This window comes from Shimia aestuarii (assembly GCF_022814865.1).
Lineage (GTDB): Bacteria > Pseudomonadota > Alphaproteobacteria > Rhodobacterales > Rhodobacteraceae > Shimia > Shimia aestuarii_A.
On the sequence record NZ_JAKVRD010000031.1, the window covers coordinates 1 to 24,069 of the forward strand.

Consider the following 24,069-nt stretch of genomic DNA (forward strand, 5'->3'; position numbering starts at 1 on the left):
CGCTTCTCCCCGTTGTCGAAGGTAGTTTCGATTGTAATCCGTACGTCCATGGCAGCCCCCCATACAAAGAGCTTACCTTAGCACAGGCCAGATCACCGACGACGACCCCCATGTTCTGTCCACTCCCCTAGCATTGCAGGAAATTCCATTCCTGCTCTGCGCAGTGAGGCAGAAAGCCGGGGACTGGACCTGCATGCAGTGGAGGCTGATGTCACTTCCGAGGCAGATGTTGCGCGGATCGTTGAAACCACCATCGCAAGGCACGGAAGGATTCACGGAATAGTCAACAATGCCGCCATAGGACCTTTGGGCACCGTCATGGATACCGACCCAGGAATTTGGGACAAAATCATGGCAGTGAACCTGAGAGGGCCATTCCTGATGTCTCGTGCGGTGATCCCTCATTTCGTTAGCAATGGTGGCGGCTGTATTGTCAATGTTGGATCTGGAGCGGGTTGGGGCAAAGCTAACATGGCAGCTTATGCCACATCTAAAGGCGGCATTATCGCAATGTCCGCGTCAATGGCTCTAGACCATTTTTACGACCGGGTCCGGGTTAACACCGTCATCCCGGGTGGCGGAGGTATCGTTGCTGGAATGAGTCTAGGGCGGGTTGGGGGCGACATATCCCGGCTTGGCCCCGGCGCGGTCGGGACCGTGGCGGGGCGAGTGACGACGGGCACAGATTTGGGCAATGCGATCGCCTGGCTTATGTCGCCGGAAGCTGAAGCCATAAGCGGAACTATCATAGATGTTGGCTGCTTTGCCCATCAAGGATCATCAGTCCCGCTCAAACGCACTAAAATTGAGGAGAAATCCAATGGATAATGTTGCCATTAGCTCGCCAACCCTTGACCGAAACGATGCCTATTTTCGGCTCCGTGGGGAAGTAGAAGAGCTTTTCTATGACGAAGCATCAATGCTTGACGAACGCCGTTTCGATGAATGGTTGGAGCTCATGCATGAAGACGTAGTCTATTTCATGCCGATGCGTCGGAACGTAAAGTTTGGCATGCACGATGAGCGAGAAAATACCCGGGTTGATGAGGGTATCAGTTGGTTCAATGAAGACAAATGGACGCTTCGCAAACGGGTGGAACAGATCTTGACCGGTGTTCATTATGCCGAAGAACCGCTTTCACGGATCGCCCATTTGATCACGAATGTTCAGATTCGATCCACTGTTCCAGAGATCGAAAACGCCTCTGAGATCAGGACGAGTTGTCGTTTTCATGTCTATCAGAATCGAGTCGAGCACGAACACTACAGCTTTGTCGGTCGTCGTTACGATACTTTAGTTCGTGTGAACGGGGCACTGAAGATTCGCGAACGCAAGATCATCCTTGATCAGAACGTACTACTTGCGAAGTGCCTGACAGCGTTCTTCTAATACATAAGGAAACTAATCAATGAGCAATAAAGGCAATGTCGATATCGGGATCGGCGTAAACCTTATGGACGTAACCGAAGCCCAGACACTGCGCTTGAAAGACGGGCGGATTGGCACGGTGACTGAAAACATGGGTGACGGTCAGTGGGTGGAAATGCGTTTTCAAGACGACGATGTTGAGCTCATCCATAGCCAAGAAATAGACGCGATCATATGACGCGCCATAGGATTGAACCATGCTGAGAATGCGTTATATGCCGTGCGATTTTCACCCCTTGTTACTTATCTTGGGGGCCGCTGATGAGTTGCAGAGATTCTCCGAATTGCTGTTACGCTTCGCTGAGAGTGGACAATCCGTAGAACTGACATCTGAAGGCGTATTTTCAGAAGATACGCAGGTTGTTCTACATGAACTCGGCACAGCGAGAAACGAACGGCAAGGTCTATGGGTGGCAGAATTCGGAGTGCGTCCGGTACTCGAGTGGTGCCTAACACGGGAAACCGCAAAGAATTTTGCAAGTGAGGTTTTAAAGACAGCGAACGGGCAAAGCCTGGCTGGGTCATCGACGCTTGAATGCGAGGTTTTGAACGAGATTCGTGTAAAGGTGTCATTTGGAGAGTTTGAGGAGCAATTCCTTCTTGGGGATATTTGGTAACGACAATGCAAAATGATGGATGCGGTAAAAAGGTCGTAATCGTCGGCGCTGGCCAGGCGGGAGTGTCTATGGCATTTCGCCTGCGTCAAAAAGGATATCGCGGCTCTATTACAATGATCGGCGACGAAGTCTGGCCGCCATATCAGCGCCCTCCGCTCTCTAAGAAATATCTAACCGGAGAACTTGCACGTGATCGGCTTTCTCTGAAGCCGGCTGAAACTTATGAAGAGAACGGTATTGAGCTTTTGCTTGATCGACGTGTTGCTAGGGTCGATCGTGCGGCCAGGAGAGTTTTTTTTGACGGGAACGATGACAATAGCCTTGACTATGAAACGTTGATATTTGCCACTGGAGGAAGACCCCGGCAACCTGACGATCTAGGCGATACTTTGCCGGAGAATATATTCACATTGCGGGCTATCAGCGATGCGGACGCAATGCGCGAGCGCCTTGCGCCTGGTAAGCATCTGCTGGTTGTTGGTGGTGGGTATATTGGTCTGGAACTCGCAGCTGTGGCACGGAAGCGTGGGCTGAAGGTGACTTTACTGGAACAAGCGCCGCGTATTTTGGGCCGCGTCGCGTGTTCACAAACAGCTGACTATTTCCGACACTTGCACACTGAAAATGGTGTCACCCTCCGCGAGGGGGTTTCGATTGAAAGCTTCGAAGGACCGGAACAGCGACCATCATTCGTAAAATTGACTGAGGGCGACGAAGTTTCCTTTGATGTTGCCGTGTTCGGTATCGGTTTGCTGCCCAATGATACAATTGCACGTGAAGCAGGCCTTGAGTGTGCCGGTGGTATTATCGTCGACGGTTGGGGACGAACCTCAGATCCCGATATTCGCGCCGCTGGTGATTGTGCCCGGTTACCGTACCGGGGCGACATGATTCGCCTAGAATCCGTTCACAACGCCATCGCTCAAGCCGAACACATTGCTGATGACATCGTGTGCCCTGGTGGGCCCAGCTATGCGCCCGTGCCATGGTTCTGGTCAGATCAATACGACTGCAAGCTCCAGATCGCGGGCCTCAACCTTGGATATACCAAAGTTGTGACTCGACCGGGGACTAAACCTGGAGCTTTCTCCAATTGGTATTTCAAGGGTGAAGAAATGATCGCGTGTGATGCAATAAACGACGCCCGATCCTTTATGATGGCAAAGCGTTGGTTGGCCGTTGCTCACCGTCCCTGCCCCGAGTTGATCTGCGATCCCTCGTGGGACCTCGCCAAATTCTGAGCCTAGCCGGAGGCTAGGAACCTATTCGACCGAGGAGAAAAGATGGTCAAAATTATCTATGTTGAAGCCGATGGAACCGAACGTGCGGTAGATGTGGCTGAGGGGCATTCCGTCATGGAAGGTGCCGTGTCTAATGGTGTCCACGGGATCGTAGCAGAATGCGGAGGGGCCTGTTCCTGTGCGACTTGTCATGCCTACATTGACGTCAGTTGGCTTGAAAAAACAGGTTTGGCCGAAGGTGACGAAGCAGACATGCTTGAATTCGCACACGAACCAAAACCAACCTCTCGCTTGATTTGTCAGATTGAAGTAACTAGCGACTTAGAAGGACTACGAATTGAGATTCCGGATGAACAGGCTTAACGACCATTGTCATTGAGCTGTGAAAGCATGTTCAACAAATGCAGAAGCTGCGTCGCATTCTCTTCGCCAAAGTGCCCAATAATCCCCTGCGCGATCTTTTCAGATTTTGGGCGAAGATTTTCGACAAAATCTTTTCCGGAAGGCGTCAAGCTAGCTTTGAAAGACCGCAAGTCATCTGGATCTTTCTCAGTGTAGATTAGTTCGCGCTCCGTAAGGGCGCGGACTATCCTTGTCATGCTCACTTTATGGATACACGACTTTTGCGATAGTTCGTTCAATGACAAGGGAGCAAAATCCGATATGATGCGTATAACGCGCCACTGCTGCTCTGTCAAACCAGCATCCTTTAGTAGGTCTGTGAAGTGGCTGACAACAGCATGACGTCCCCTAGTACATGCAATTGCCAAGGATCTTTCTGAATATGGAATATCGAAAGGGAATGTTTCTCTTGCCACCGTTTTTGCCTCTGTCACGCCAGTTTCCAACATTATCACCACGAATGATATTTCTCAAACTGAAGATACGAACCGAATACTTTTATCAACACACAAAGTATATGAGGCATCAAGACACACTTGGTGTGACCTTCCCCCTGCTGGTCCTCGTTCATGACGAGAGTCTGTGGGTTTGATTTTTGACCTGCCCCCTGCCGGTCCCTCATTCATAACAAGAGTCTGCAGGTCGGATTTGGGTAAACGGCTTCGCCGTCTGGCGCAAGCGCGCCGGGCGCGGAGCCCTCAAATTGCTCAAGCGTCCGGCGCGCTTGCTGCGGTGTCTGGTTGGCCAGGGACGAGTGTGGTCTGACCGTATTGTAGTCGTAGCGCCAGAGGGCCAGCTTACGCCGCGCATCTTCCAGGGTGTCGAATATTTCCTCGTTCAGCAGCTCGTCCCTGAGGCTGCCGTTAAAGCTTTCGATGAACGCATTCTGCTGCGGCTTGCCCGGATCGATGTAATGCCACGGCACCTCGTTCTGATCTGCCCACTTCAGCATGGCCCGACTGGTGAACTCCGTCCCATTGTCACTGACAATGCAGCCGGGCTTACCGTAGATCCGGATCAGAGCGCTGAGCTCCCGGGCGCCCCGTGCGCCGGACAGGCTCGTGTCTGCTACATGGCACAAACACTCGCGCGTGCAGTCGTCGATCACCGCCAGAATCCGGAACTTCCGCGAGGTGCCGAAGCTGTCGGACACGAAGTCCAGGGACCACCGCGCATTGGGTTGTCCCGCGATCGGCATCGGCGTCCTCGTCCCACGTGCGCGCTTGCGACCGCGCCGCCTTTTCACGGACAGCCCTTCCTCGCGGTAGATGCGATACAGCTCTTGTGGTTCATGGTCATGCCCTTGCGCTCCAGCAGCAAGCCGATCCGGCGGTAACCGAACCTGCGCCGCTTACCGGCGATCTCCTGCATCTCCTTGCGTATCTCGGCATAGTCCGGCGGGCGTTCACGCCGAACTGTTTTGGGATCGACACCGACCAGCCGACACGCCCGGCGCTGCGAGATCTCATGATCCCGCATCACCCGGAGCGCTGCCTCTCACCGCTTGATCAATGTCGTCAGTTCTTTCCCAAAAGATCTTTCAACACGACATTATCCAGCATGGTGTCCGCCAGCAGGCGTTTGAGCTTGGCGTTCTCATCCTCAAGCGCTTTCAGCCTTGCAGCCTCGGACACTTCCATCCCGCCATACTTGGCCTTCAGTTTGTAGAACGTAGCGGTGCTCAGGCCATGCCTGCGGCATACCTCGACCGTCGGCATTCCGGCCTCCTGCTCTTTGATCATCCCAATGATTTGCGCCTCGGTGAAACGGCTCTTTCGCATGTGTCTGCTCCTTCAGAGTTGGCGCAGACTCTACATCACGGTGAGGGATTTCGCGGGGGGCAGGTCATGTCGAATATCTCCTCATTCAGAAGTTCGTCACGCAGGCTGCCGTTGAATGACTTGATGAACGCATTCTGTCGTGGCTTGCCGGGGTCAATGTAGTGCAGGGAATGGCATTGTGGTCGGCCCATCTCAGGATGGCCCGGCTGGTGAACTCCGTTCCGTTACACCTTCGGAATAGCGCTGATTGAAGGCTATGATTGCCTGCGGAGCCCACAGATTGCGCAGTAGGCGATCATAGCCGGGTTTCAGGTCCCTACAGTGGTTTTGCACAAACTACACCGCAAGGCAGACCGACCATGGCCGGTAACAGTATTGCACAGGCCGAGCCCGTTTTGGCGGTGATTGATATTGCCATGCCCCGCCACGAAGTTTTGACAACTATTCCCGGCAGGAAGCGACACCAATCCTCAACATACCTCGCCAGGGTACTAGTGAGACATAAAAACCGGAACTTTACTGGTCCTCGTTGCCTCATGCGTGACACCACCAAAAAGGTCTTGAGAGAACTTGCTATGTTCGTACGCCCCCATCACGATTAACTTTGCGTCCAGTTCTCTGGCCGTCTCTTGAATAACCTCGGCGATACCGCCCTTGCTTTTTGGACGGATAACATGCTCTGCGTCGACATTATGACGCTTCAGATGCGTCAAGATATCCGCCCCCTCCGGCATTTTCGGAAAGCTAGACCCAACACTTAGTATTGTCACCCGACGCGGCTTTTCCTCGAGGATCGTCATTGCATCGTTGAGCGCCCGGGCCGCAGAACGCTTTCCGTCCCATGCGACAAGTGCATGCGATGCAAGCTGATCCGTAGAATATCCATTCGGAACCACAAGAACGGGTCGGCCGCTCTGCAATGAGATCATATCCGGGCTGACGACCCGAAACTCATCTGTTGGTAGGTTGGAATGATAGCCGGTAACGACAAAATCGAAATTTCGCGCCAGCTCTGGCAAGTTCATTTTGCCAATCTCATTCGGCATAATAAAGCGGGACCGCTCTGCAAGGCCTGCCTCGGCAGCCGCCTGTTGGAACAGATCACGTGCTGCTGCAATTTTCTCGTTTCTTGCACTGCCAAGCTTGTCGAGAAGATCTTCTGTCAAACCAAGAACATGCTCGAAATACGAGGATGCGTTCCCATAGACACAAGTCAGCCATGCATCGTGCTTTGCGGCGATTTTTGCCGCGTGCTTAACGCTGCTTGGGAAGCCTGCGCTACCGGAATGTGCAATAAGGATGTTCTTGATGCTCATTTTATCCTCACAATTCGAACTTCATAGGCAAACTAGCAATCACAATCTTAGAAGTCTATGATTTTATGAGGAACAGTACACGCCCTGCATCCCGACAAAGAAAAGACTGGGCAAGCAAGCTGCCCAGTCCCCTGGTGATACAAGCCCTACATTCCGCTTCATGAGGAGTGCAGGATGCTTGATCACCCTTTCTTGTTCGCTTCAATCTCGTCGAGGAACGGAATGTCTGACCTGAGACCCGTTTCCTCCTCCGTTTTGAGGTAGAATCCGTCCCAACGAAGGAGACGGAAGAATGAAGCGATCACGGTTCAACGAAGAACAGATCATCGCGATCCTGAAGAAGCAGGAGAGCGACATTTCGAAGGCGGTTGTGTGCCGAGAGCATGGGATCAGTTCATGATCAGCCCCACCTGCGTGGTCCGGTTTGATTGTTAGTGCATGACCGGTCTCGGGTCCATCAGAGCGATGGTTTCCGGGGCGGGTGGGCGATATCAAGGCACTATGTGGTCGTTTGGTATTGTAGTGTTTCCTCCATTGCTCGATCAGGATTTCCGCTTCCCGAAAGCCGTAGAAGACTTCTCCCGTGAGCAGTTCATCGCGGAACCTGGCATTGAAGCTTTCGCAGTAGCCGTTCTCCCAAGGTGACCCGGGCGCGATGTAGGCAGTCTTGGCGTCGGCGGCCCTGATCCAATCCTGAACGGCCTGAGCCACGAACCCCGGGCCGTTGTCAGACCGGATGTAAGACGGCACACCCCGCATGATGAACAGGTCGCTCAAGGCATCGATCACGTCATCCGAGTTCAGCTTGCGCTTCACCTTGATCGCTAGGCATTCCCGGCTATGCTCGTCCAGGATGTTGAGCGTCCGGCAGTGGACAAAGTCATAGCTCCAGACGTGGTTGCGATACTCAGGGCGCAGCCGGACACGGGATCCGTCATTCAGCCAGAGCCGTCCCTTCTTCGGTTGCTTCATTGGCACCTACAGCCCCTCTCGCCGCCATACGCGCTCGACCCGCTTGTCGTTCGCCTCCCAGCCCGCATGTCTCAGAAAAGCGGCGATCCGACGATAGCCGTAGCGGCCATACTGCCGCGCCAGTTCGATCATGTCCGCGACCAGACGCTCCTCATCGGCACGGCCATGCGGCACTTTCCTCTGTGTGGATCGGTGCTGCCCCAGGACACGGCAGGCGCGTCTCTCTGACAGATGGAACCGGGTGCGGACGTGATCGATGCAGGCACGGCAGCGAGCGGGGCTCAGAAGTTTTCCTTTGGCGCCTCCGCCAGGATCAGCTTGTCCAACGTCAGATCCGAGACGGGTTTTCTCAACCGTTCGTTCTCTTTCTGGAGGCGCTTCAGTTCCCTGAGCCGGTCGGTTCCCATACCCCCGTACTGCTTGCGCCAGCGATAATAAGTCTGCTCTGTAATGCGAACCTTGCGGATCGCATCCACCCGGGACATGCCTTGCCCGACAAGCACTTCAACCTGCCGCAGCTTCGTGACATTCTCTTCCGGCTTGTGTCTCTTCGTAGCCATTCTGATCCTCCATTTTCCTAAACATAACGGCGGACCACTTCAGTGTGCGAGGATCAATGCAGGCGGCCCGCCTTGCAACAAATCAAGCATCCCAGGGATTTGACGAAGACGAACTTACCGTCTTCTTTGCGGCGATGGACAAGCTGATCAGCAACCTTTCACATAGCTGACCGTCCCTCGGCGTTCACTCAAGCGTCGGAGCAATCGCAAGGATGATGACCCCCGTCGCAGCCAGAGCAGCCGCAATGTAGAACCTGGGGCCAGGCCGTCTTTCGGTTTTGAAGATATGCCCAGCAAGCCAGGCTGCAAAGAACATCTCGATAGATGACATGATGGCAACGACGGTCACACTGGTGAACATCAACGAGAAAAACAGTGCGACTTGTCCGATTGTCATCGCACCACCAGCCAGCAATTGCCACCCGCTTGGCTTATGCAACCTCCATGAAAGCCCTACCCGGCCACGCAATCGAAAAAGCCCCCACCCAACGAACCATACCAATCCCGTCAACGCACCAATGAACACCCCGGCCAGCGGATCAGGCAAGGTCTGCATCGCGAGTTTGCGCGCTACGAAGGAGCCACCATAACCCGCAGCAGAGCCAAGCGCCAAAACCCGACCCTTGGTCCTGTCCTGTGGCGAAGGTTCCGTAGAGACCAGGGTCGATACCGCCTTGGCGGACTTGCGAGTCATCATGATCAACACGCCACCTGTCACCAGAATAAACGCAATCACAATAGAAGTCGTAATCACCTCTCCAAGCAGGAGAAATGCGAAAATCGCTGCAAAAACAGGAATCAGACGCCGGATGAAGCCTGTCTCGATCGCGCCAGCCAGCTCCACCGACCGAAACAACGTCAGGCGGCCAACCACATTCCCCAGAACACCCGCCAGCACAAAATAGGCCACCCCGATCAGTACGGGCTGGCTAACAGAAGGCAGCTCTGGCCCCCAAACCAGCCAAAGGGCACCGGAAACGAAACCTGTCATCAACACTGACAGCAGAACATCATTCCCGCGCCCTTGGGCGGATTGAGAGCTTTTGGCAATTGCGACCGAGCTAAGCGCATAACAAAACGCACCAAACGCGGCCATCAGACCACCAAAGCCAGCAGTCATTGGTCTAATCGGGCAACAAGAGCGGCGCTATTCATCCGCGACAAGCTGATCCAGGAAGCGTTCTGCCGACATGATTTCACGCATGGGCAGCTTTTCCTGCTGCTGCATAAGCTCTGTCGTGTATGTCAGCCCCTTGCCATCCCAGAACCACCAGTAAATGATCTCGCCCTTCTTATCCCGAATGGGCATTCTGAAAATTGGGAACTCCCTTTCAGCACGGGGAATTTCAACCGTACCCACCCGGGCGTGTTTCAGCCCGAGCTTTTTCAGAACACCACTCAAAGGCACCATCGCGATGGGCGAGGCCTCGCGTGCCAGAACGGTTACAGCTTCGGGCCGTTTCTGGAATGGGCCTTTCAAGAACTTCACGACCGGGGGATAGCTGGGATGCGTATGCGTAAGCTGCACATAAGCCAAACCAGCAGATGTTTCGATCTCAACAATGTCGCCAGGTTGATAATCTTCCATTCTCGGCATTCCTCTTACAGGCTATAGGCTTCCAGGGTCGACGGATGGAACAGCTCTTCGATCTCCACACGGCGCGGCGACAAGCCCTGGCTTACGTGGTAGTCCAAAAACTTGTTGAGCACATGCGCATTTCCACTGACGCCATAGCTCCAAGGGTCATCCCCCATCAGCGCGTGGACACGGTTGAGATTGTCCTCCACGAAGGGCATCGTCACCTTGGTGGCAGATGTGTCCGAAAGGGCCTCTTCGGCCAACCGTTTTGACTGCGTAAATGCCTTGAGCAATGCCGCGGGCAAGAACGGGTATTCTTCTGCCAGGCTCCGGCGTACGCCCAGTACGTGCATGATCGGGAAGATTTTGGTTTTCTCGAAGTAATATTCCGCCGCTGTAATGCTGTCTGCGAACAGTCGCCCAACATGCGGATGACGTTCAGCAAAGCAACGCGGCCAGCGCGGCCCGATAAAGCCATCAATTTCACCCGCTTCAAGCATGCTGTTCAGCGTGCTACCTTCTGGGGCTTCCTCCATACGAATGTCATCGGGCAACTGAACCTTGATTTTTTCAGGCCGGCCGGGTGTGTCCATGCCGCCGCGCACCCAGATGATATCCGAGGGCTTAACGCCATATTCCTCTTCCAGGATACCACGCACCCAAACGTTAGCTGAAAGCTGATATTCGGCGATACCGATACGTTTGCCCTTCAGGTCTTCTGGTTTGTTAATCCCTTTGTCCGTGCGGATATAGACAGAGGTGTGACGGAACGCACGGCTCAGGAAGACCGGGATTGCCACATAATGCGGATTCCCTCGGGCAACCGAAATCGAATAGGACGACAGCGAGATCTCGCTGATATCGAAAGCCTCGTGGCGGAACGCGCGAAAGAACATTTCTTCCGGCGACAACAGCATCGGAACCGGGTCTACTCCGTCGATCTGAACACGCCCATCCACGATTGCCCGTGTGCGGTCATAGTTACCCATTGCAAGGGAAAGTTTGAGATTGCTCATCCTGTCGGCTCCTAGTGATTTGTTTTACATTGCCGCTGAAGATCGACCGCTTGTCCGGTCTCTGCGGATTGCAAGATCGCGTGGCAAACCTCCAGGCTTGCCAGCCCCCATTCCCCTGTTTGGTCGGGGGCCTTGTTATGACGCACGGCATCCACCAGCGCATCCAGAACGGTTCTGCGTGGTGCCGGTCCGAATTTGGCTTCGATAAAGCCGCGTTCGGTGTCACCGAACACTTCTATCCCATCCGGGGTCAGTCGCAGATCGGCACGGTCACAAAGCGCGATCACCGGACCGAAATGTTCGTTATGTTCAGCCTCAATCGTCGTGCCGCTGCCGAATGTTCGTGTAGTTTTCAGCCGGACCTCGTCATCAGGGTTGAGATCCAGCAAAGCACGCCTTGCTCCACCGTAAGCCCCTTCTGATTTACGCTGTCCAAGCTCTCCGACATTGTTCATCCAGATATCACTGTCGAAATGCGCATAGCCCGAGTACGTCATGTTCGCGACACACCCCCCGGCAAAATTCATCAGTGCAGTGAATGCGCCCTCGGTCGGGCGCTTGGGATCCCATGCGCCCGTCATGGCATAAATTTTTTCGGCCATGCCGCCGGCAAGCCTGCGAACCACATCAATCTGGTGGATCGCCTGACTGAACAGCACGCCCCCACCCTCTTCGGTTCGCAGCTCTTCCGGGCGACGCGGACGATAGAGGAAGTCCGTATAGTTAAAGGCCTGGATCATGCGCAACTGACCGAACTTTCCGCTGGAAATAAGTTGCGTGGCCAATTCAACCGGCGGGTCGAAACTGTGACTCGGCCCAACTATCAAATGCACCCCAGCCTCCTTGGCTGCGGACACCATTACTTCGGCATCCTCCATCGAAACGGCCAACGGCTTTTCGACAAGGATATGTTTGCCCGCGCGCGCCGCAGCTAACACATGATCCACATGCATCTGGTGCGGCGTCGCAATGTAAATGGCCTCAACGTCAGGGTCTGCGCACAATTCCTCGACGGTGGCATACCCTGTGCCACCGTACTCTTTTTCGAATGCGTCGCGGCTTTCCTCCCTTGGGGCGGCGGCAGCCGTCAGCTTCACACGGGTGTCGGCATCAAACGAAGGCACCATGAGCATGAAAGCACGCCCAAGCCCCGCCACGCCAAGACGAACGGGATCAGAGGTCAAGAACCAGCCTCCCGGATTTGGCGCGCGAAACGCAAATCATGATCTGGCTGCCTTTTTCTTCTTCCATCAGCACCATATCACGATGATCTGCCTCGCCTTCCAGTAGGCGGGTTTTACAAGTACCGCACGTGCCACTTTCGCAAGAACTGCTTGTTGCGAAGCCAGCATCACGCAGTGCTTCGAGGATAGAACGATCCTCAGGAACAGTAACCGTTTGGCCGCTTTTCTTCAGCTCGACTTCGAAAGCAACGTCATCCTGACGAACCACATCAACAGGCTTGAAATCCTCGAAGTGGACACGGCCTTCGGGCCAGTGACCCGAGAAAGCTTTGATTTCTTCCATCAGCGGTTTGGGTCCGCAGCAGAAGACATGGGTCGCGCGCGGCGTCACCAGATCGTCCCAGAAATCATAGACAGCGTTCGGATCGCCGTCATCGTGGTGCACGATGATCCGGCCTTCGAAATCTTTCATCAGCTCATCAAGATAGGCCGATTCTTCCGCGCTCCGGCTTACGTAAATGATCCGAAGCATCTTACCTTTCTTATCCAGATAACGCGCCATCGAATAGATTGGCGTGATACCGATACCGCCGGCAATCAAGAGGTATTTCTGCACATCCGTCAGCGGGAAATCGTTTTCCGGGTGCTCGATATTCAACTCTGTCCCGACAACAGCTTGCTCATGCATGGAGGCAGACCCCCCGCGCGACTGCGGCTCTCGCTTGATGGCGACCACATATTCTTTTGGGTCGCTCCCATCATTTACCAGAGAGTATCGGCGCATAGCACCCGATGGTGTCTCGATCGTGATATGTGCACCTGGGTTGAACTCTGGCAGGGACTCGCCGCCAACCGGAGCCAAAGTGAATTCTGCAATAGTAGGTGTCAGATCGCGCCGTTTTTCGACGCGCATTTTGATCTGCTCCATGGGGTCCTCCCGTCCGTTCGCTTCCGAAATATAATTAGATAGCTAAGTTCAAGATGTCAACTGGACGCACCGCCCAGCCACGCGCTAATTGTGTCTAGAAATCACATATTTGGCCCTAAACGGTCTTCTCGTCCGCCAATATCCTTGGCCGACATGACAACCCCTGCTTCAGACAGGTCCGAAACGCCATGACATCCCGTAAAAATCATGGTCCTGCGCATCTCGTCTTCGAGAATCGAAAGCGCGCTGGAAACCCCCGCACGCCCCCGCGCCGCCAGGCCGTAAAGAGGTGCCCTGCCCAGCAGCACAGCGTCCGCCCCCAACGCAAGCGCCTTGACGATATCACTGCCGCGCCGAACACCACCATCAAGCAAAACTGTCATATGTTGGTCCAAGACGGACACAATCTCTGAAAGAATTTCAATCGTCGCCGGAGCTCCATCAAGCTGCCTGCCACCGTGGTTGGAAACAACCACCCCATCAGCGCCTTCGCGTTGTGCGGCCATTGCATCCTCAGCACACATGATCCCCTTAATCACAAGTGGCTCCTGCCACAGCTTCCGAAGACGCCTTACATCGTCCCAGGAAAAATTCGGGTTTCGTTGCGCCCGCGTAAATTCGGCAAGCGCCTTGTCGCTGACATCATCCCCCTAAAAGGCCGCCAGATTTTGCAGTCGCGGCCTATGTTGGCTCAGCCATACGGATTTGAACCATCTCGGATGCAACAATCCGTCCAATACGACAGAGGGGCTCATGCGGATTTCATGCGCGAAACCATGCCGCAAATCCCTCTCTCTTTTGCCACCCACCAACGAGTCGACAGTGATTACAAGAACACTGTAGCCCGCAGCCGACGCCCGTTCGATCAATGCATTGGAAAATGCTTCTTTGCCCCATGGGTACAGCTGAAACCAAAGTGGCCAATTATTTTTCTACGCGATTTCTTCCATAGTCGTGTTTGACGCTGTCGAAACCGTAAATGCGACCCCGGCCTGCTTTGCTGCGGCTGCAAGGTGCAAGTCCCCTTCTGGCCAATAAAGCCCGTTCAGGCCGGTTGGTCCGATTTGGAAAGGCGCCGCATACTTCTGACCGAACAGCGTGACAGAGAGATCGACATCCCCACCCTTGAGAATACGTGGCTTGAGTCGGATATCATCAAATGCGCTACGGTTCCTGTGCAGCGTGATTTCGCTCTCGGCACCACCATCCAGAAAATCAAATACCACACGGGGCAAACTCCGCCTGGCTCGGGTGCGAAAATCTTCGATGTTTACTTCTTGCCGCATCCGGCCTCCTGCCTCCTGCCAATTTCAACATGGCCACCAACCATGCTCAGGGCCAGAATCAAAATCCGCCCAAGGTCTATGCGGCCCCGGGCGGATCTGTTTGCAAACGTCGGACCGGTTATTCAGCTGCGGCTGTTTTGCCCGAAGTATTCAGCAAGGTGCGCCAATCCACATCTTTCGGATAAACGCCTTCATGAGAGTTGATCATGCTTTGCGGGATTTCATAATCGGTGCCGATTGCTTTGCCACCCTCTGCCACTTTCTTGGCGGCATCCGCCATCAAGCGACGGAACTCGACGATAGCCAGGTCCGAAGCACCAAGCACATCGGTATGGCGCTGAACGCGCGCGCCCATCGACACCCACATGGCGATATCTTGGTTCGGAATACCTTTGATCCCAGTGAAGTTACCTTCTTTCATGGCATCACGGTCTTGCAAGAAGTCGTTCTCGACAGTCCGCAGGCAGCGCCACTTGTCGTCAACATCCACTCCTGGAACAGCATGGGTAAACTTGCGCCATTCTTCGGTCGACGGCACATTCGGGCCATCCCAAGCGATGAAGTGGAACGCGGTCTCTTCATCATTGATCGGCACGATAACGGCCGCCACACGATAGTTGTTGTTCGGTGGGATCAACGAATAGTAGGGCGCAACAAATTCGGTCACACGGATATAGTTATGGGTCGCCGCGTTTTTGATCGGCGTACGGATTGCAGCATAGTGGAACCCGTAGCTGGTTGTCTCTGTCTGCATACGCGGAGACTTGTCCGTCGAGGGACGGTACCAGGATTTTTCATCGGCAGCAGCACCTTCCACGCGGGCCGGAACCATGTCCGACGAGTGCAGCGAGGACGAGTGGGCACTGTCGATCTGACCTTCGTGGATCTGCGCCCAGTTTGCGGGAATGCGGATTTTAAGGATAGCGATCGCCGAATCCTCGCGCGGGGCAAACGCCGGCGGCTGGAATTCAGGCATATCTTCTTTGTCACCCAGCCAGGCCCAAACGAAACCACCCCATTCTTTCACAGGATAAGAGCGATGCTTCACCTTATCCATAAGGGGGCTACCTTCGGGTTCGGAAGACATGGCAACGACATTGCCATCAACATCCATTTTCCACCCGTGATACAGACACCGCAGCCCGCATTCTTCGTTCCGGCCATAGACCAGCGATGCCTTGCGGTGCGGGCAAAGTTCATCAAGCAGGCCAAGACGCCCTTTGGTGTCGCGGAACGCTACATAGCTTTCCCCGAGCACCTCAACACGAAGCGGCTTGCCGTCGGGCTCTTCCACTTCTTCAATCAGGCATACAGGGGTCCAGTGCTGACGCATAAGACGTGCCATCGGTGCATCACCGGTCACGCGCGTCAGCAGTTCATTTTCTTCAGGTGTAAGCATTGAATCTCCTCCACAGGTCGCCGCATCAGAATTTGCGAAATTTTATTGGGAAACGCCATTATTCTTAGCTCTCTAAGTTTAGTCTGTCAATGGTCAGAGCGATATTCCCTTCACCTCACAAGTAAGAAAAACCCACGTAAATAAAACTACTTATGGGTTTGCGAGCAATTGGTATTATTCCGCGCATGATCGGGCCTTGTGTTCATACAGATCTGCTCTGCCGGTTCCTCTCTGGTTGTTCTATGGCCTCGGGATTCGTACACCCCGCTTGCGCAGCTCCCTGCATCGATCAGAATCACCGAAGTGTATTTTGATCAATAACCTCTTGGGCAAAAAAGCCCGCAGACAGTCATCCGAACAGACCGCGATTGGAACCAAAGACGCGGCCTGAAACTTTTCCGTCTCTCAGTCAAAACGGCAAGTAGCCGCCAAACCTGGCGGCCACTTTGGATTCGCATTCAGCACATTACACGTGGCTGACGTTACCCGCTTGCGGGGACTTCTTCCTTCAACAAGGCCTGTCGTCCAACCAGAGCGATGATAAGCAAGGTACACACAATTGAGACCGCGAAGTACGGGCTAACCGCGCCAATTGCAAAAATCGTCAGGAGACCTCGCTCCAACGAGCTGAGCTGGGTTTTGATAAAGCCTTCCATTGACGCCGAGACTGCAAGAGCACCAGCAACGGCACCAATAACAGCAAGCGTATTTGCCAACGGACCAAGCTCAAGAACGATGCCGGGGTTCCAGACAAAAGCGAACGGCAGAAGGAAGCCAACAATTGCAAGCCGCACAGCCGAGAATGCGATCTTGAATGGATCGTCATCAGCAATCGCAGACGCTGCGATTGCAGCCACAGCGATTGGCGGCGTCAGAGCAGACAGGATTGCATAGTAGAGCAGGAACATCTGGCTCGGCAGCAGAGGGAAACCCAGCTTGGAAAGAGCGGGGCCGACAAGCACAGCCGCCAGAATATACGCACTCGGAGTCGGCATACCCAAGCCCAGCACAATGGTCACCACAGCAGCAATCACTAGCGTCAACAGCGGCTGCGCATTACTGACCGTCAGGATCACGTTAGCCGATTTCATCCCCAATCCTGTCATAGACAGGCCACCAATAACCAGACCAGCAGCAGCACATGCCCCAGCGACAGGCAAAATTTGCAGGGTGGTTGTGCCAAGGCCTTCCACCATTGCCCACAACGACATCCGCGTTTGCTTGAGGATCATCGACGCAAGGATTGTCACCAGAACACCGACACCTGCGGTGAAGGTCGGCGAATAGCCAAGTATCAGCGCCACAATGATCCCGATAATGGGCAGCAAGAAAACCCAGCCGGTTCTGAACGTTTCCTTCGTCGTCGGGATTTCATCCTGAGAAGGCCGCAGATCGTATTTCACTGCGCGGAAGTGCACCTGGGTAAACACGCCCATATAGTACAGCAACGCAGGAATAAGCGCGGCAAGCACGATCGCATTGTACGAGATACCCGAATACTCTGCCATGATGAAGGCAGCCGAACCCATAATCGGCGGCATGGCACTGCCCCCCGTGGACGCCGCAACTTCAACCGCACCCGCAAACCGGGCCTTATAGCCCAAGCGCTTCATCACCGGGATCGTGATGGACCCCGTGGCCACAACATCCGAGGTTGGGCTACCAGACATGGTTCCATACAGACCCGACGAAATGATGGCGATCTTTGCAGGGCCGCCTCGTGCGCCCCCGGTGACCAGAGCCGCCAGGTTGAAAAAGAAGTCCCCTCCCCCAGCCTTGGCAAGGAAAGTCCCGAACATCACGAACAGGAAGACGTAACTTGCCACAACCTGAAGCGGGACACCGAACAACCCATCTGTGGTGAAGATCAGAATATCGAGCAGATAGCTGAACTCGCTGACGCGATGCCCGAACGGCGGCGGCAGAAGATAGCCAAAAAGGTTGTAAATCAGGAACAGCATCACAACGCCTGTCAGCCCCAAGCCAGTTGTCCGGCGCGTGGCTTCGATGGTCAGGAACAGCAGTGACGACCCAAAGAACAACTGATCCGTCGTGAACTGGTCCAGCAGGCTGATACGGTCCGAAATCTCGCCAGAGCTTACATAGAAGTAAATCCCGCAGGCCAAGCTGAGCGCAGACAACATCCAGTCATAAAATGGAATGCTATCTGGCGCTTTCGCGGTTGCACCAATCGCCAAGAAGAGAATCGTGAAAATCCCGGATACGAACAGGATCCCCTGAATGAGCGGGTCTGCGATAATGAACAGATTAGAGTGAATCACCCATGCCGCGAACGCCGCGGCCAGAACCATGACGACGGTCCGCATGGGTGGCTCTAGCTTCCGACGGCGTCCAGTTTCGGTAAGAGAAGGGAAATTCATGCTGGCACCATTTCCATGTTTGTGAGGTTTGGTCAGCTTTGAGTGCGCAAAATCATCCTACTGCCCGTGATCAGCACGGCCAGAGCACGACAGAGGCACTCTTGCAAACGAATCCGGTGCGCTTTGGTCAGCGCACCGGCATTGTTTTCCGAAGGCTTACTTGAGAAGCCCCAGCTCCATGTAGGCGCGCTTCGCGCCCGGGTGGAACGGCAGCGTTCTCTGCGAAACCAGCAACTCAGTTGAGAGCTGTTTCATTGCGTTATGAACGCCGCGGATTTCATCAATGTTCGAGGCAATGCTCTTGGCCAGCATGTAACCGGTTTCTTCGGGCAAGGCATCAGAGGTGATTACCATCGCGCCAAGTGCCAGCGTGATAACATCGGAAGTCTGGTTCTTATAGTTTCCGGCGGGAATGACGTAGGTCCCGGTGCCAAAACGCTCATTGGTCTTTTCGATGATATCCTGAGGCACGCTCAGCAGAACAACGTCGTTGCCTTCATCAACCTTGCGGAACGACGAGTGCCCAACGAAGATACCGTTGATCACCATATCCGTACGGCCATCGCTGATCAGGTCTGCCTGCTGGGACGAACCGCCACGCACCAGAACGCCGCCATTCGCTTCAATCGTTCCTTCGTCATAGCCTGCTTCTTCCAGCATGAAAGTGGCAATATTGGCCACGATGTTACCTGCGTTGTTGTTCGCCACACGGATTGCAGCGCCCGACTTCGCCAAGTCGTCGATGCTGTCGATGTTATACTCTTCGGCAAGAGACTTCTTGATGAAGAAATGCATCGGGGCCCAGTTGTACATGTACCCGATTGCCTGAAGGTTCTCGATGGGCGCCTTGAACGGCTCATCACCCGCTAGCGCCAGCTTGATTTCTGCATCATGGGCCAGACCCAGATCGGTCCGGTTTGCACCCAGCAGACCGATATTTGCGAAACCGCCACCAGTGGCCTGGTAGGTCACGACACCGCTTGCATCGTCAACCTTCACAGCCCGGTCGATCCCTGCGCCCAGCAGCGACCAAAGACCTGACGGACTCCCCCCGGACAACGTGACGTTGACGCTGTCCGCCATGACGCCGGTCCCGATAACGGAGATGCTCAGCGCCGCAACGGCAGCCTTGATTTGCTTTTTCATGGTTTCCTCCCTGTCATATTATCATAGATTTCTAAATTTAGATATCTATCTTATAGATCATTATTAAAAACCGAACTTTGCGTCAACCATGATCGAAACCGAGACACCGTCCAAAAATTTAGGTTAAGAACTGCGAATGGCTTGAACGCTCTCGCAGAGCATCCAAACCCCTACTCACATAAGGTTGCAGCACGCCCAAGGCCTAGCACAAGACTATTCCGAACTCTCTCAGAGCTTCCCCAAAACCATACATCTCAGCGGAAGTAGCCCAACGGAATCACCCGAGCCTAAAAGGCCCGGCTATCGCAGATGAAGCTAAAGAGACCTTCAGGATCCAAGGTTACTTCTGGTCGGTGGGACGCGGACACCGCTCAAAGCAGCTTTTTCCTCATCATCTTCGAGGTTTCGAATCATTACAGCAAGGGCCTTGCGCAATGTTTTCTCTTCGGCACCACTCAGGCCTCTGATGGCGGCGTTATTCACTTCGTGTGCCAAAGGCTCCAGGAGCTCCCGCAACTCCCAACCTTTTTCCGTGAGGAAAGCATGCTGACGACGACGGTTCCCAGCCACATTGCGGCGTTCAATATATCCAAGCTCTTCCATTCGGCTGAGTGCAGTATGCGCAGTAGGCTCTGTCAGATGTGCTCTTTCGCTTAACTCTCGTTGCGACAAACCATCTTCCTGCCAAAGGATTCGAAGGAATATCCACTGCCCGAAAGTCACATTTTGCGTCTGTAACCGCAGCTGCAACGCACGGTTAAACCCTCTTGCCGCAAGACGTACCAAGCGAGCAATGCGCTCGTTATATTGGGTCAAACCGTCGTCTTTCAACGCGGAATCAGATTTTTCGTTCATGTATGCTCAGACCACAAACATCTATTGCCCAAAATCAGTTCTGGGCTTCTACAGGTCCGAGACTATCCCTGTCATCTTACGAAGATGCAAGCCTCAACAATGTCACTACTTTTACAGCTAGTGACATGCGGTGCGCGCAAACCGACGTAAATCTTGCAGCAAACCCTGCTTACAACTTTTCGATTTTTTCTCTCCATATTTTTCGATTTGGGGGTTTCTGCGCGCTTGATGCGTGTTGCGTTTTCGACGAAGATGTCGGGCAAGACGGTGTAGAGCTCAATGGTGTGTCCCGGGATATGCGGGGGGAGGATCACCCGGTCGAAGCCGCGCAGCGGGCGGGCAGCGGTTCGGTTTCCGTCACGCCTAGCCTAGCACCGGCTAGGTGTCCTGCTGTCATCACCCGCACCCGCGCATCCTCATCAATGAAACCCCGCGCGAGGTGTTGATTAACGCCGCATCCGGCTTCATCATGCGCAGTTCGGCCTCGCAGATCATTCCTCGTGTCAGCGCGTTCAACGGCACATGGAGGCTCACCAACATCACACATGGCCAGAAGCTCAGCGCGTTTCACCAGCCCCACGCCCGTAGGTGCGGTGTCCGGTATCAGGAACGGATCGTGCACCAGTATCTGTGCCGGATCTGTGCCGGCTCGAACGCCAACTGTCGCTCGATCACCCGGTCCTATCCGCCCCGAATCGATCAATCCGATCGCCCGGCCTCGCACCATCCGCGCAAATATCTGTTGCGGTCGGCCCGCATTCTCGCGCAGCAGGCGCTCGGATTCATGCAGCCGGTACAGCAGCACCAGCATCAGCATCCCTATCGCTTCGGGCATCCCCAAAAAGTTCTCGGGCGTTACACCATTCGTCACGATCAGACCGCGCGCGGCACAGGCCTCCCAGATCTCCCGCACCCACCCCGATCGTTGGAAGTACTAGCGCCCGCAGCCGTGGCGAGGCGTCCAGATCCGCGTCGCTCAGCCCCGACCGCGAACTGACCACGATGATAGCAACGTCCGACAGCAGCGCCTGCCGCTGTTCCTCCGTCAGCCGCAGCGGAACACCTAGGGTGATCTGGGGGCCGCGAACGACCTCCCAGCCTTCGGTCCGCAGACGATCCGAACCCTCGAAGTCCAGTGGGTGACGGAAGTGCCACGCCTCGCCCGCCCAGCCCAACGGCAAACACACAAAGCTGGCACAGACACCTTCCAGACCTTCGCCAAGCGCCCCGGCCTGCGTCATGATATCAAGCTCAACCTCTGCATCGGGGGCGTTCAGCGCAGGTTTGATCGGTAAATCACCGGGCATCTCGCCCGCCCCTACACCCAGAGCATCGGCAATCGCATGCATCGCAACATCCGGACCGCAGGCAGCGCTTGATGCTCCATCCCCCAGCCATTGTGCAGCTGATAATCCAGCGACGCCTGGATCACCTGCGCCTTCACATCGCCCGCCAGTTTCAGCGTGCCCGCGACATCCAGCCAGTCCAGGCTCAGGATCACATCCGCCTCGCGCAGCACCGCGCCCGCCGCATCGTCAATGAAGAAGGCCGGTTTGCCGCGATGCTGCGGGTGATCCGTCGGGAAGGACGCCCCGTTCCGGATATCCGTCAGAACCTTCGCCCCAGCGCCTTGGCGTTCTTCGGCAGATCTGCCGCCCGCGCCACTCCTTCGGCCGAGGGTGCCGCCGGAGGCGACGGCTGGTAACGCGCAAAATCTGGCAACTCCGGTGCCTTCTCGTGCTGCTTTTCCTGGATCGACACGTCGAAGTTCACATAGGTCGGGCCTTTCGGTTCGCTCCACGCGATTACATCCGCACGCAACATCGATTCCAGCGCCGCATCAACCGGCCCCGTCGCCCCATAAATCAGAACCGGCACACGGTCGCAGCACACGTTGAAGATCGCCATCGTACCATGCATCAGACCCACGTTGCTGTGCAGGATCACCGCCAATGGCTCCCCCGCCACCTTCGCATAGCCATGCGCAATCGCAACCGCATGCTCTTCGTGCAGACACAACAGCATCTGCGGATCTTCATTGCCAAGGTGGTTCACAAGGCTGTCGTGCAAACCCCGAAAGCTCGACCCCGGGTTCAGTGCAACATACTTCACTCACCCCCAAACCTCGCAATATATCCGCAAATACATCGCTACCCCACACCCCCAAACTATCCGACGATACTGGGCGCTCAACCTGATACAGCCTGTGGTCTGTCATGTGTCTTGACCTTTCCTTATGAAGTGTTGATGCAACAGCGCCCCATTTTGAAAGGCGTACGCAATAGGTATCCATTGCCCGCCGAAAGGGCGGGCATTTTGCATTTCAGACGGTCTGGAGCGGCTCAGAGGATCAGAAATCCAAACCGAAATCGACGGTTCCCGCCGAATGGGTCAAAGCACCGGAGGAAATATAATCCACATTTGCCGATGCGATTTCGCGCAAACGGCCAAGGGTCACATTCCCGCTGGCTTCGGTCTTCGCCCGCCCGTCAATGCGCTTTACAGCTTCGGCCATGTCTTCGGTCGACATATTGTCGAACATGATGACATCTGCGCCCTCGGTCTGAAGCACCTCGTCCAACTGATGCAAACCGTCGATCTCGATCTCTACCACGACCATGTGACCCACATTTCGTTGAACGGCTTCCAGCACCTGTTTGATGCCACCAGCCGCTGCGATATGGTTGTCCTTGATCAGGATCGCATCGGACAGGGAAAACCGATGATTGTGGCCGCCGCCATGCAAAATGGCGAGCTTTTCGACAAGTTTCAGCCCCGGTGTGGTTTTGCGTGTACAGGTGATACGTGTCTTGGTACCCGCAAGCTCCTGAACATAGGACGCTGTCAAGGTTGCCGTCCCAGACAACCGTCCGGCAAAGTTCAGGGCAACACGCTCTGCGGCAAGGATCGACGCCGCCGATCCCTCTATACGCATCAACGTATCGCCCGCTTTGCAGGCCGTACCATCCGCCACGACAGTCTCGACCACAAGATTGGGATCAATCAGCCGAAACGCGAGAGAGGCCACCTGCATCCCAGAAACAACCGCGTCCTGCCGTGCACGCATTTGCGCCTTGTAGCGCGTGCCTTCAGGCAGAACGGAACGGGTTGTCACGTCGCCTGCGGCACCCAGGTCCTCCATAATAGCGTTCCGAACCATGGGTTCGAGGATGATATCGGGGACGTTCGCAACATTGCTCATTATTTTTTAGATCCTTATCGGTTTGCAAAAGGGGCAGGAAGGGATGGCCTCATCCCGGCCAAAGCAATCAATACAGAAAAAGCTTTTGGATCCCAGACCCCGTTCGCACATTACCTACGCACCGGGTCACTGACCCGACAGATTGATATGCACATTCTTTTCATGGGTGAAGGAAATCAGTTCGCCAATACCTACTTCGCGCCCGATACCCGATTGCTTGACCCCACCGAACGGGGCACCAAGGAAATGCCGACCGACTTCGTTAACCCAAACAAACCCGGCCTCGACGCGTGCAGCCGTACGATGAGCCATCACCAGATCCCGAGTCCAAATTGCACAGGGCAGCCCAAGCTCAAGTGCATTGACCTCGTTCAGCATGGAATCTTCGTCCGACCATTTGCGAACCGCAAGAACTGGCCCGAAAATCTCTTCACGGGCGATACGCATCTGCGGCGTTACATCCGCAAAAATCGTCGGCGCGATAAAGCTGCCTTTCGCCAGCGGACTATCCGTGACCGCATAACCGCCAGTAACGGCGCGCGCACCCTCACTTTTGGCAGAGTCAATGAAACCCATGACCCGGTCGAACTGCGCACGGCTGACAATCGTGCCTATCGTGGTTTCAGGATCCGTCGGAACGCCCGGCTTATGATCCTCCCCCACTGAAGTGGTCCTCCGCTATGTTTAGGAAAACGGAGGAAACACATGGCCAACAAGCGACCGAAGCCGGAAGAGATTGTCACGAAGTTAAGGCAGGTTGAGGTTCTGACGGGGC

Annotated in this window: 24 protein-coding genes and 4 pseudogenes; 7 read left to right on the forward strand and 21 right to left on the reverse strand. The window is 54.9% G+C overall.

What is annotated here, in order from left to right; translation table 11 throughout:
• Nucleotides 1-156 precede the first annotated feature (156 nt).
• The 6 genes from MK745_RS18675 to MK745_RS18700 are packed head-to-tail and all read left to right on the forward strand — an operon-like array spanning nt 157 to nt 3,650.
• Nucleotides 157-828 carry an SDR family NAD(P)-dependent oxidoreductase gene (locus tag MK745_RS18675; RefSeq protein ID WP_279391862.1) on the forward strand — a complete coding sequence of 224 codons (672 nt, stop codon included), beginning with the start codon at nt 157-159 and terminating at the stop codon, nt 826-828.
• A complete protein-coding gene (locus MK745_RS18680; protein WP_243614721.1) occupies nt 821-1,390 on the forward strand; it encodes a 3-phenylpropionate/cinnamic acid dioxygenase subunit beta in 570 nt (189 codons plus the stop codon). The genes MK745_RS18675 and MK745_RS18680 overlap by 8 nt, the downstream gene beginning before the upstream one ends.
• A gap of 19 nt (nt 1,391-1,409) precedes the next feature.
• Nucleotides 1,410-1,607, forward strand: coding sequence for a hypothetical protein (locus MK745_RS18685; RefSeq protein WP_243614722.1), 198 nt, complete (start codon nt 1,410-1,412; stop codon nt 1,605-1,607).
• Nucleotides 1,608-1,626: 19 nt separating this feature from the next.
• A complete protein-coding gene (locus MK745_RS18690; protein WP_243614723.1) occupies nt 1,627-2,046 on the forward strand; it encodes a hypothetical protein in 420 nt (139 codons plus the stop codon).
• 5 nt (nt 2,047-2,051) lie between these two features.
• The gene (locus MK745_RS18695) at nt 2,052-3,287 is read left to right on the forward strand and encodes an NAD(P)/FAD-dependent oxidoreductase (protein ID WP_279391860.1); all 1,236 of its coding nucleotides are present in this window, start codon (nt 2,052-2,054) and stop codon (nt 3,285-3,287) included.
• 42 nt (nt 3,288-3,329) lie between these two features.
• Complete coding sequence (locus tag MK745_RS18700) at nt 3,330-3,650, forward strand: 2Fe-2S iron-sulfur cluster-binding protein (protein WP_243614725.1); 321 nt, start codon at nt 3,330-3,332, stop codon at nt 3,648-3,650.
• Here MK745_RS18700 and MK745_RS18705 read toward each other — a convergent pair.
• The 4 genes and pseudogenes from MK745_RS18705 to MK745_RS18720 form a co-directional block, all read right to left on the reverse strand.
• Nucleotides 3,647-4,123: a MarR family transcriptional regulator gene (locus MK745_RS18705; RefSeq protein WP_243614726.1), complete on the reverse strand. Its 477-nt coding sequence runs from the start codon at nt 4,121-4,123 to the stop codon at nt 3,647-3,649. The two genes, MK745_RS18700 and MK745_RS18705, sit on opposite strands and share 4 nt — an antisense overlap.
• A 188-nt stretch (nt 4,124-4,311) precedes the next feature.
• Nucleotides 4,312-5,470: pseudogene (locus MK745_RS18710) on the reverse strand (IS3 family transposase).
• Nucleotides 5,471-5,505: 35 nt separating this feature from the next.
• Nucleotides 5,506-5,661, reverse strand: coding sequence for an integrase core domain-containing protein (locus MK745_RS18715; RefSeq protein WP_081288639.1), 156 nt, complete (start codon nt 5,659-5,661; stop codon nt 5,506-5,508).
• A gap of 300 nt (nt 5,662-5,961) precedes the next feature.
• Nucleotides 5,962-6,786, reverse strand: a complete 825-nt coding sequence (locus tag MK745_RS18720; RefSeq protein ID WP_232237207.1) for a universal stress protein — start codon at nt 6,784-6,786, stop codon at nt 5,962-5,964.
• A gap of 292 nt (nt 6,787-7,078) precedes the next feature.
• Here MK745_RS18720 and MK745_RS18725 point away from each other — a divergent pair.
• A pseudogene (locus tag MK745_RS18725) lies at nt 7,079-7,180 on the forward strand (transposase); the annotation flags it as partial.
• Between the two features lie 37 nt (nt 7,181-7,217).
• Here the strand turns inward: MK745_RS18725 and MK745_RS18730 are convergent.
• From MK745_RS18730 to MK745_RS18810, 17 genes and pseudogenes are all read right to left on the reverse strand, one after another.
• Nucleotides 7,218-8,318, reverse strand: a pseudogene (locus tag MK745_RS18730) (IS3 family transposase).
• A 184-nt stretch (nt 8,319-8,502) separates the two neighbouring features.
• Nucleotides 8,503-9,438: a DMT family transporter gene (locus tag MK745_RS18735; RefSeq protein WP_027246166.1), complete on the reverse strand. Its 936-nt coding sequence runs from the start codon at nt 9,436-9,438 to the stop codon at nt 8,503-8,505.
• Between the two features lie 27 nt (nt 9,439-9,465).
• The gene (locus MK745_RS18740; RefSeq protein WP_008335528.1) at nt 9,466-9,906 is read right to left on the reverse strand and encodes a hypothetical protein; all 441 of its coding nucleotides are present in this window, start codon (nt 9,904-9,906) and stop codon (nt 9,466-9,468) included.
• Between the two features lie 14 nt (nt 9,907-9,920).
• The gene (locus MK745_RS18745) at nt 9,921-10,913 is read right to left on the reverse strand and encodes an ABC transporter substrate-binding protein (protein ID WP_027246167.1); all 993 of its coding nucleotides are present in this window, start codon (nt 10,911-10,913) and stop codon (nt 9,921-9,923) included.
• 11 nt (nt 10,914-10,924) lie between these two features.
• Nucleotides 10,925-12,097, reverse strand: a complete 1,173-nt coding sequence (locus MK745_RS18750) for a Gfo/Idh/MocA family protein (RefSeq protein ID WP_027246168.1) — start codon at nt 12,095-12,097, stop codon at nt 10,925-10,927.
• The gene (locus MK745_RS18755) at nt 12,087-13,025 is read right to left on the reverse strand and encodes a PDR/VanB family oxidoreductase (RefSeq protein WP_027246169.1); all 939 of its coding nucleotides are present in this window, start codon (nt 13,023-13,025) and stop codon (nt 12,087-12,089) included. Before MK745_RS18755 ends, MK745_RS18750 begins: the two co-directional genes overlap by 11 nt.
• 101 nt (nt 13,026-13,126) lie before the next feature.
• Nucleotides 13,127-14,311, reverse strand: a pseudogene (locus MK745_RS18760) (alpha-hydroxy acid oxidase).
• A 118-nt stretch (nt 14,312-14,429) separates the two neighbouring features.
• Nucleotides 14,430-15,710, reverse strand: coding sequence for a Rieske 2Fe-2S domain-containing protein (locus MK745_RS18765; protein WP_008335543.1), 1,281 nt, complete (start codon nt 15,708-15,710; stop codon nt 14,430-14,432).
• A 482-nt stretch (nt 15,711-16,192) separates the two neighbouring features.
• Nucleotides 16,193-18,037, reverse strand: coding sequence for a TRAP transporter permease (locus MK745_RS18770; protein WP_008335545.1), 1,845 nt, complete (start codon nt 18,035-18,037; stop codon nt 16,193-16,195).
• Between the two features lie 210 nt (nt 18,038-18,247).
• Nucleotides 18,248-19,237 carry a TAXI family TRAP transporter solute-binding subunit gene (locus tag MK745_RS18775; protein ID WP_008335546.1) on the reverse strand — a complete coding sequence of 330 codons (990 nt, stop codon included), beginning with the start codon at nt 19,235-19,237 and terminating at the stop codon, nt 18,248-18,250.
• A 327-nt stretch (nt 19,238-19,564) separates the two neighbouring features.
• Entirely contained in the window at nt 19,565-20,092 is a 528-nt protein-coding gene (locus MK745_RS18780; RefSeq protein WP_232237206.1) for a MarR family winged helix-turn-helix transcriptional regulator, read from the reverse strand.
• Nucleotides 20,093-20,402: 310 nt separating this feature from the next.
• Nucleotides 20,403-20,909, reverse strand: a complete 507-nt coding sequence (locus tag MK745_RS18785) for an NAD(P)-dependent oxidoreductase (protein ID WP_243614727.1) — start codon at nt 20,907-20,909, stop codon at nt 20,403-20,405.
• Nucleotides 20,875-21,399 (reverse strand): hypothetical protein, encoded by a 525-nt coding sequence (locus MK745_RS18790; protein ID WP_008335560.1) that lies wholly within the window; start codon nt 21,397-21,399, stop codon nt 20,875-20,877. The genes MK745_RS18785 and MK745_RS18790 overlap by 35 nt, the downstream gene beginning before the upstream one ends.
• Before the next feature lie 11 nt (nt 21,400-21,410).
• Entirely contained in the window at nt 21,411-21,611 is a 201-nt protein-coding gene (locus tag MK745_RS18795; RefSeq protein WP_008335562.1) for a hypothetical protein, read from the reverse strand.
• Between the two features lie 89 nt (nt 21,612-21,700).
• Nucleotides 21,701-22,204 carry a thiamine pyrophosphate-binding protein gene (locus MK745_RS18800; protein ID WP_170848853.1) on the reverse strand — a complete coding sequence of 168 codons (504 nt, stop codon included), beginning with the start codon at nt 22,202-22,204 and terminating at the stop codon, nt 21,701-21,703.
• Nucleotides 22,205-22,442: 238 nt separating this feature from the next.
• Nucleotides 22,443-23,294: a carboxylating nicotinate-nucleotide diphosphorylase gene (gene nadC / locus MK745_RS18805; RefSeq protein ID WP_243614728.1), complete on the reverse strand. Its 852-nt coding sequence runs from the start codon at nt 23,292-23,294 to the stop codon at nt 22,443-22,445.
• Nucleotides 23,295-23,420: 126 nt separating this feature from the next.
• Nucleotides 23,421-23,957 carry an aldehyde dehydrogenase family protein gene (locus tag MK745_RS18810; RefSeq protein ID WP_243614729.1) on the reverse strand — a complete coding sequence of 179 codons (537 nt, stop codon included), beginning with the start codon at nt 23,955-23,957 and terminating at the stop codon, nt 23,421-23,423.
• Between the last annotated feature and the right edge of the window lie 112 nt (nt 23,958-24,069).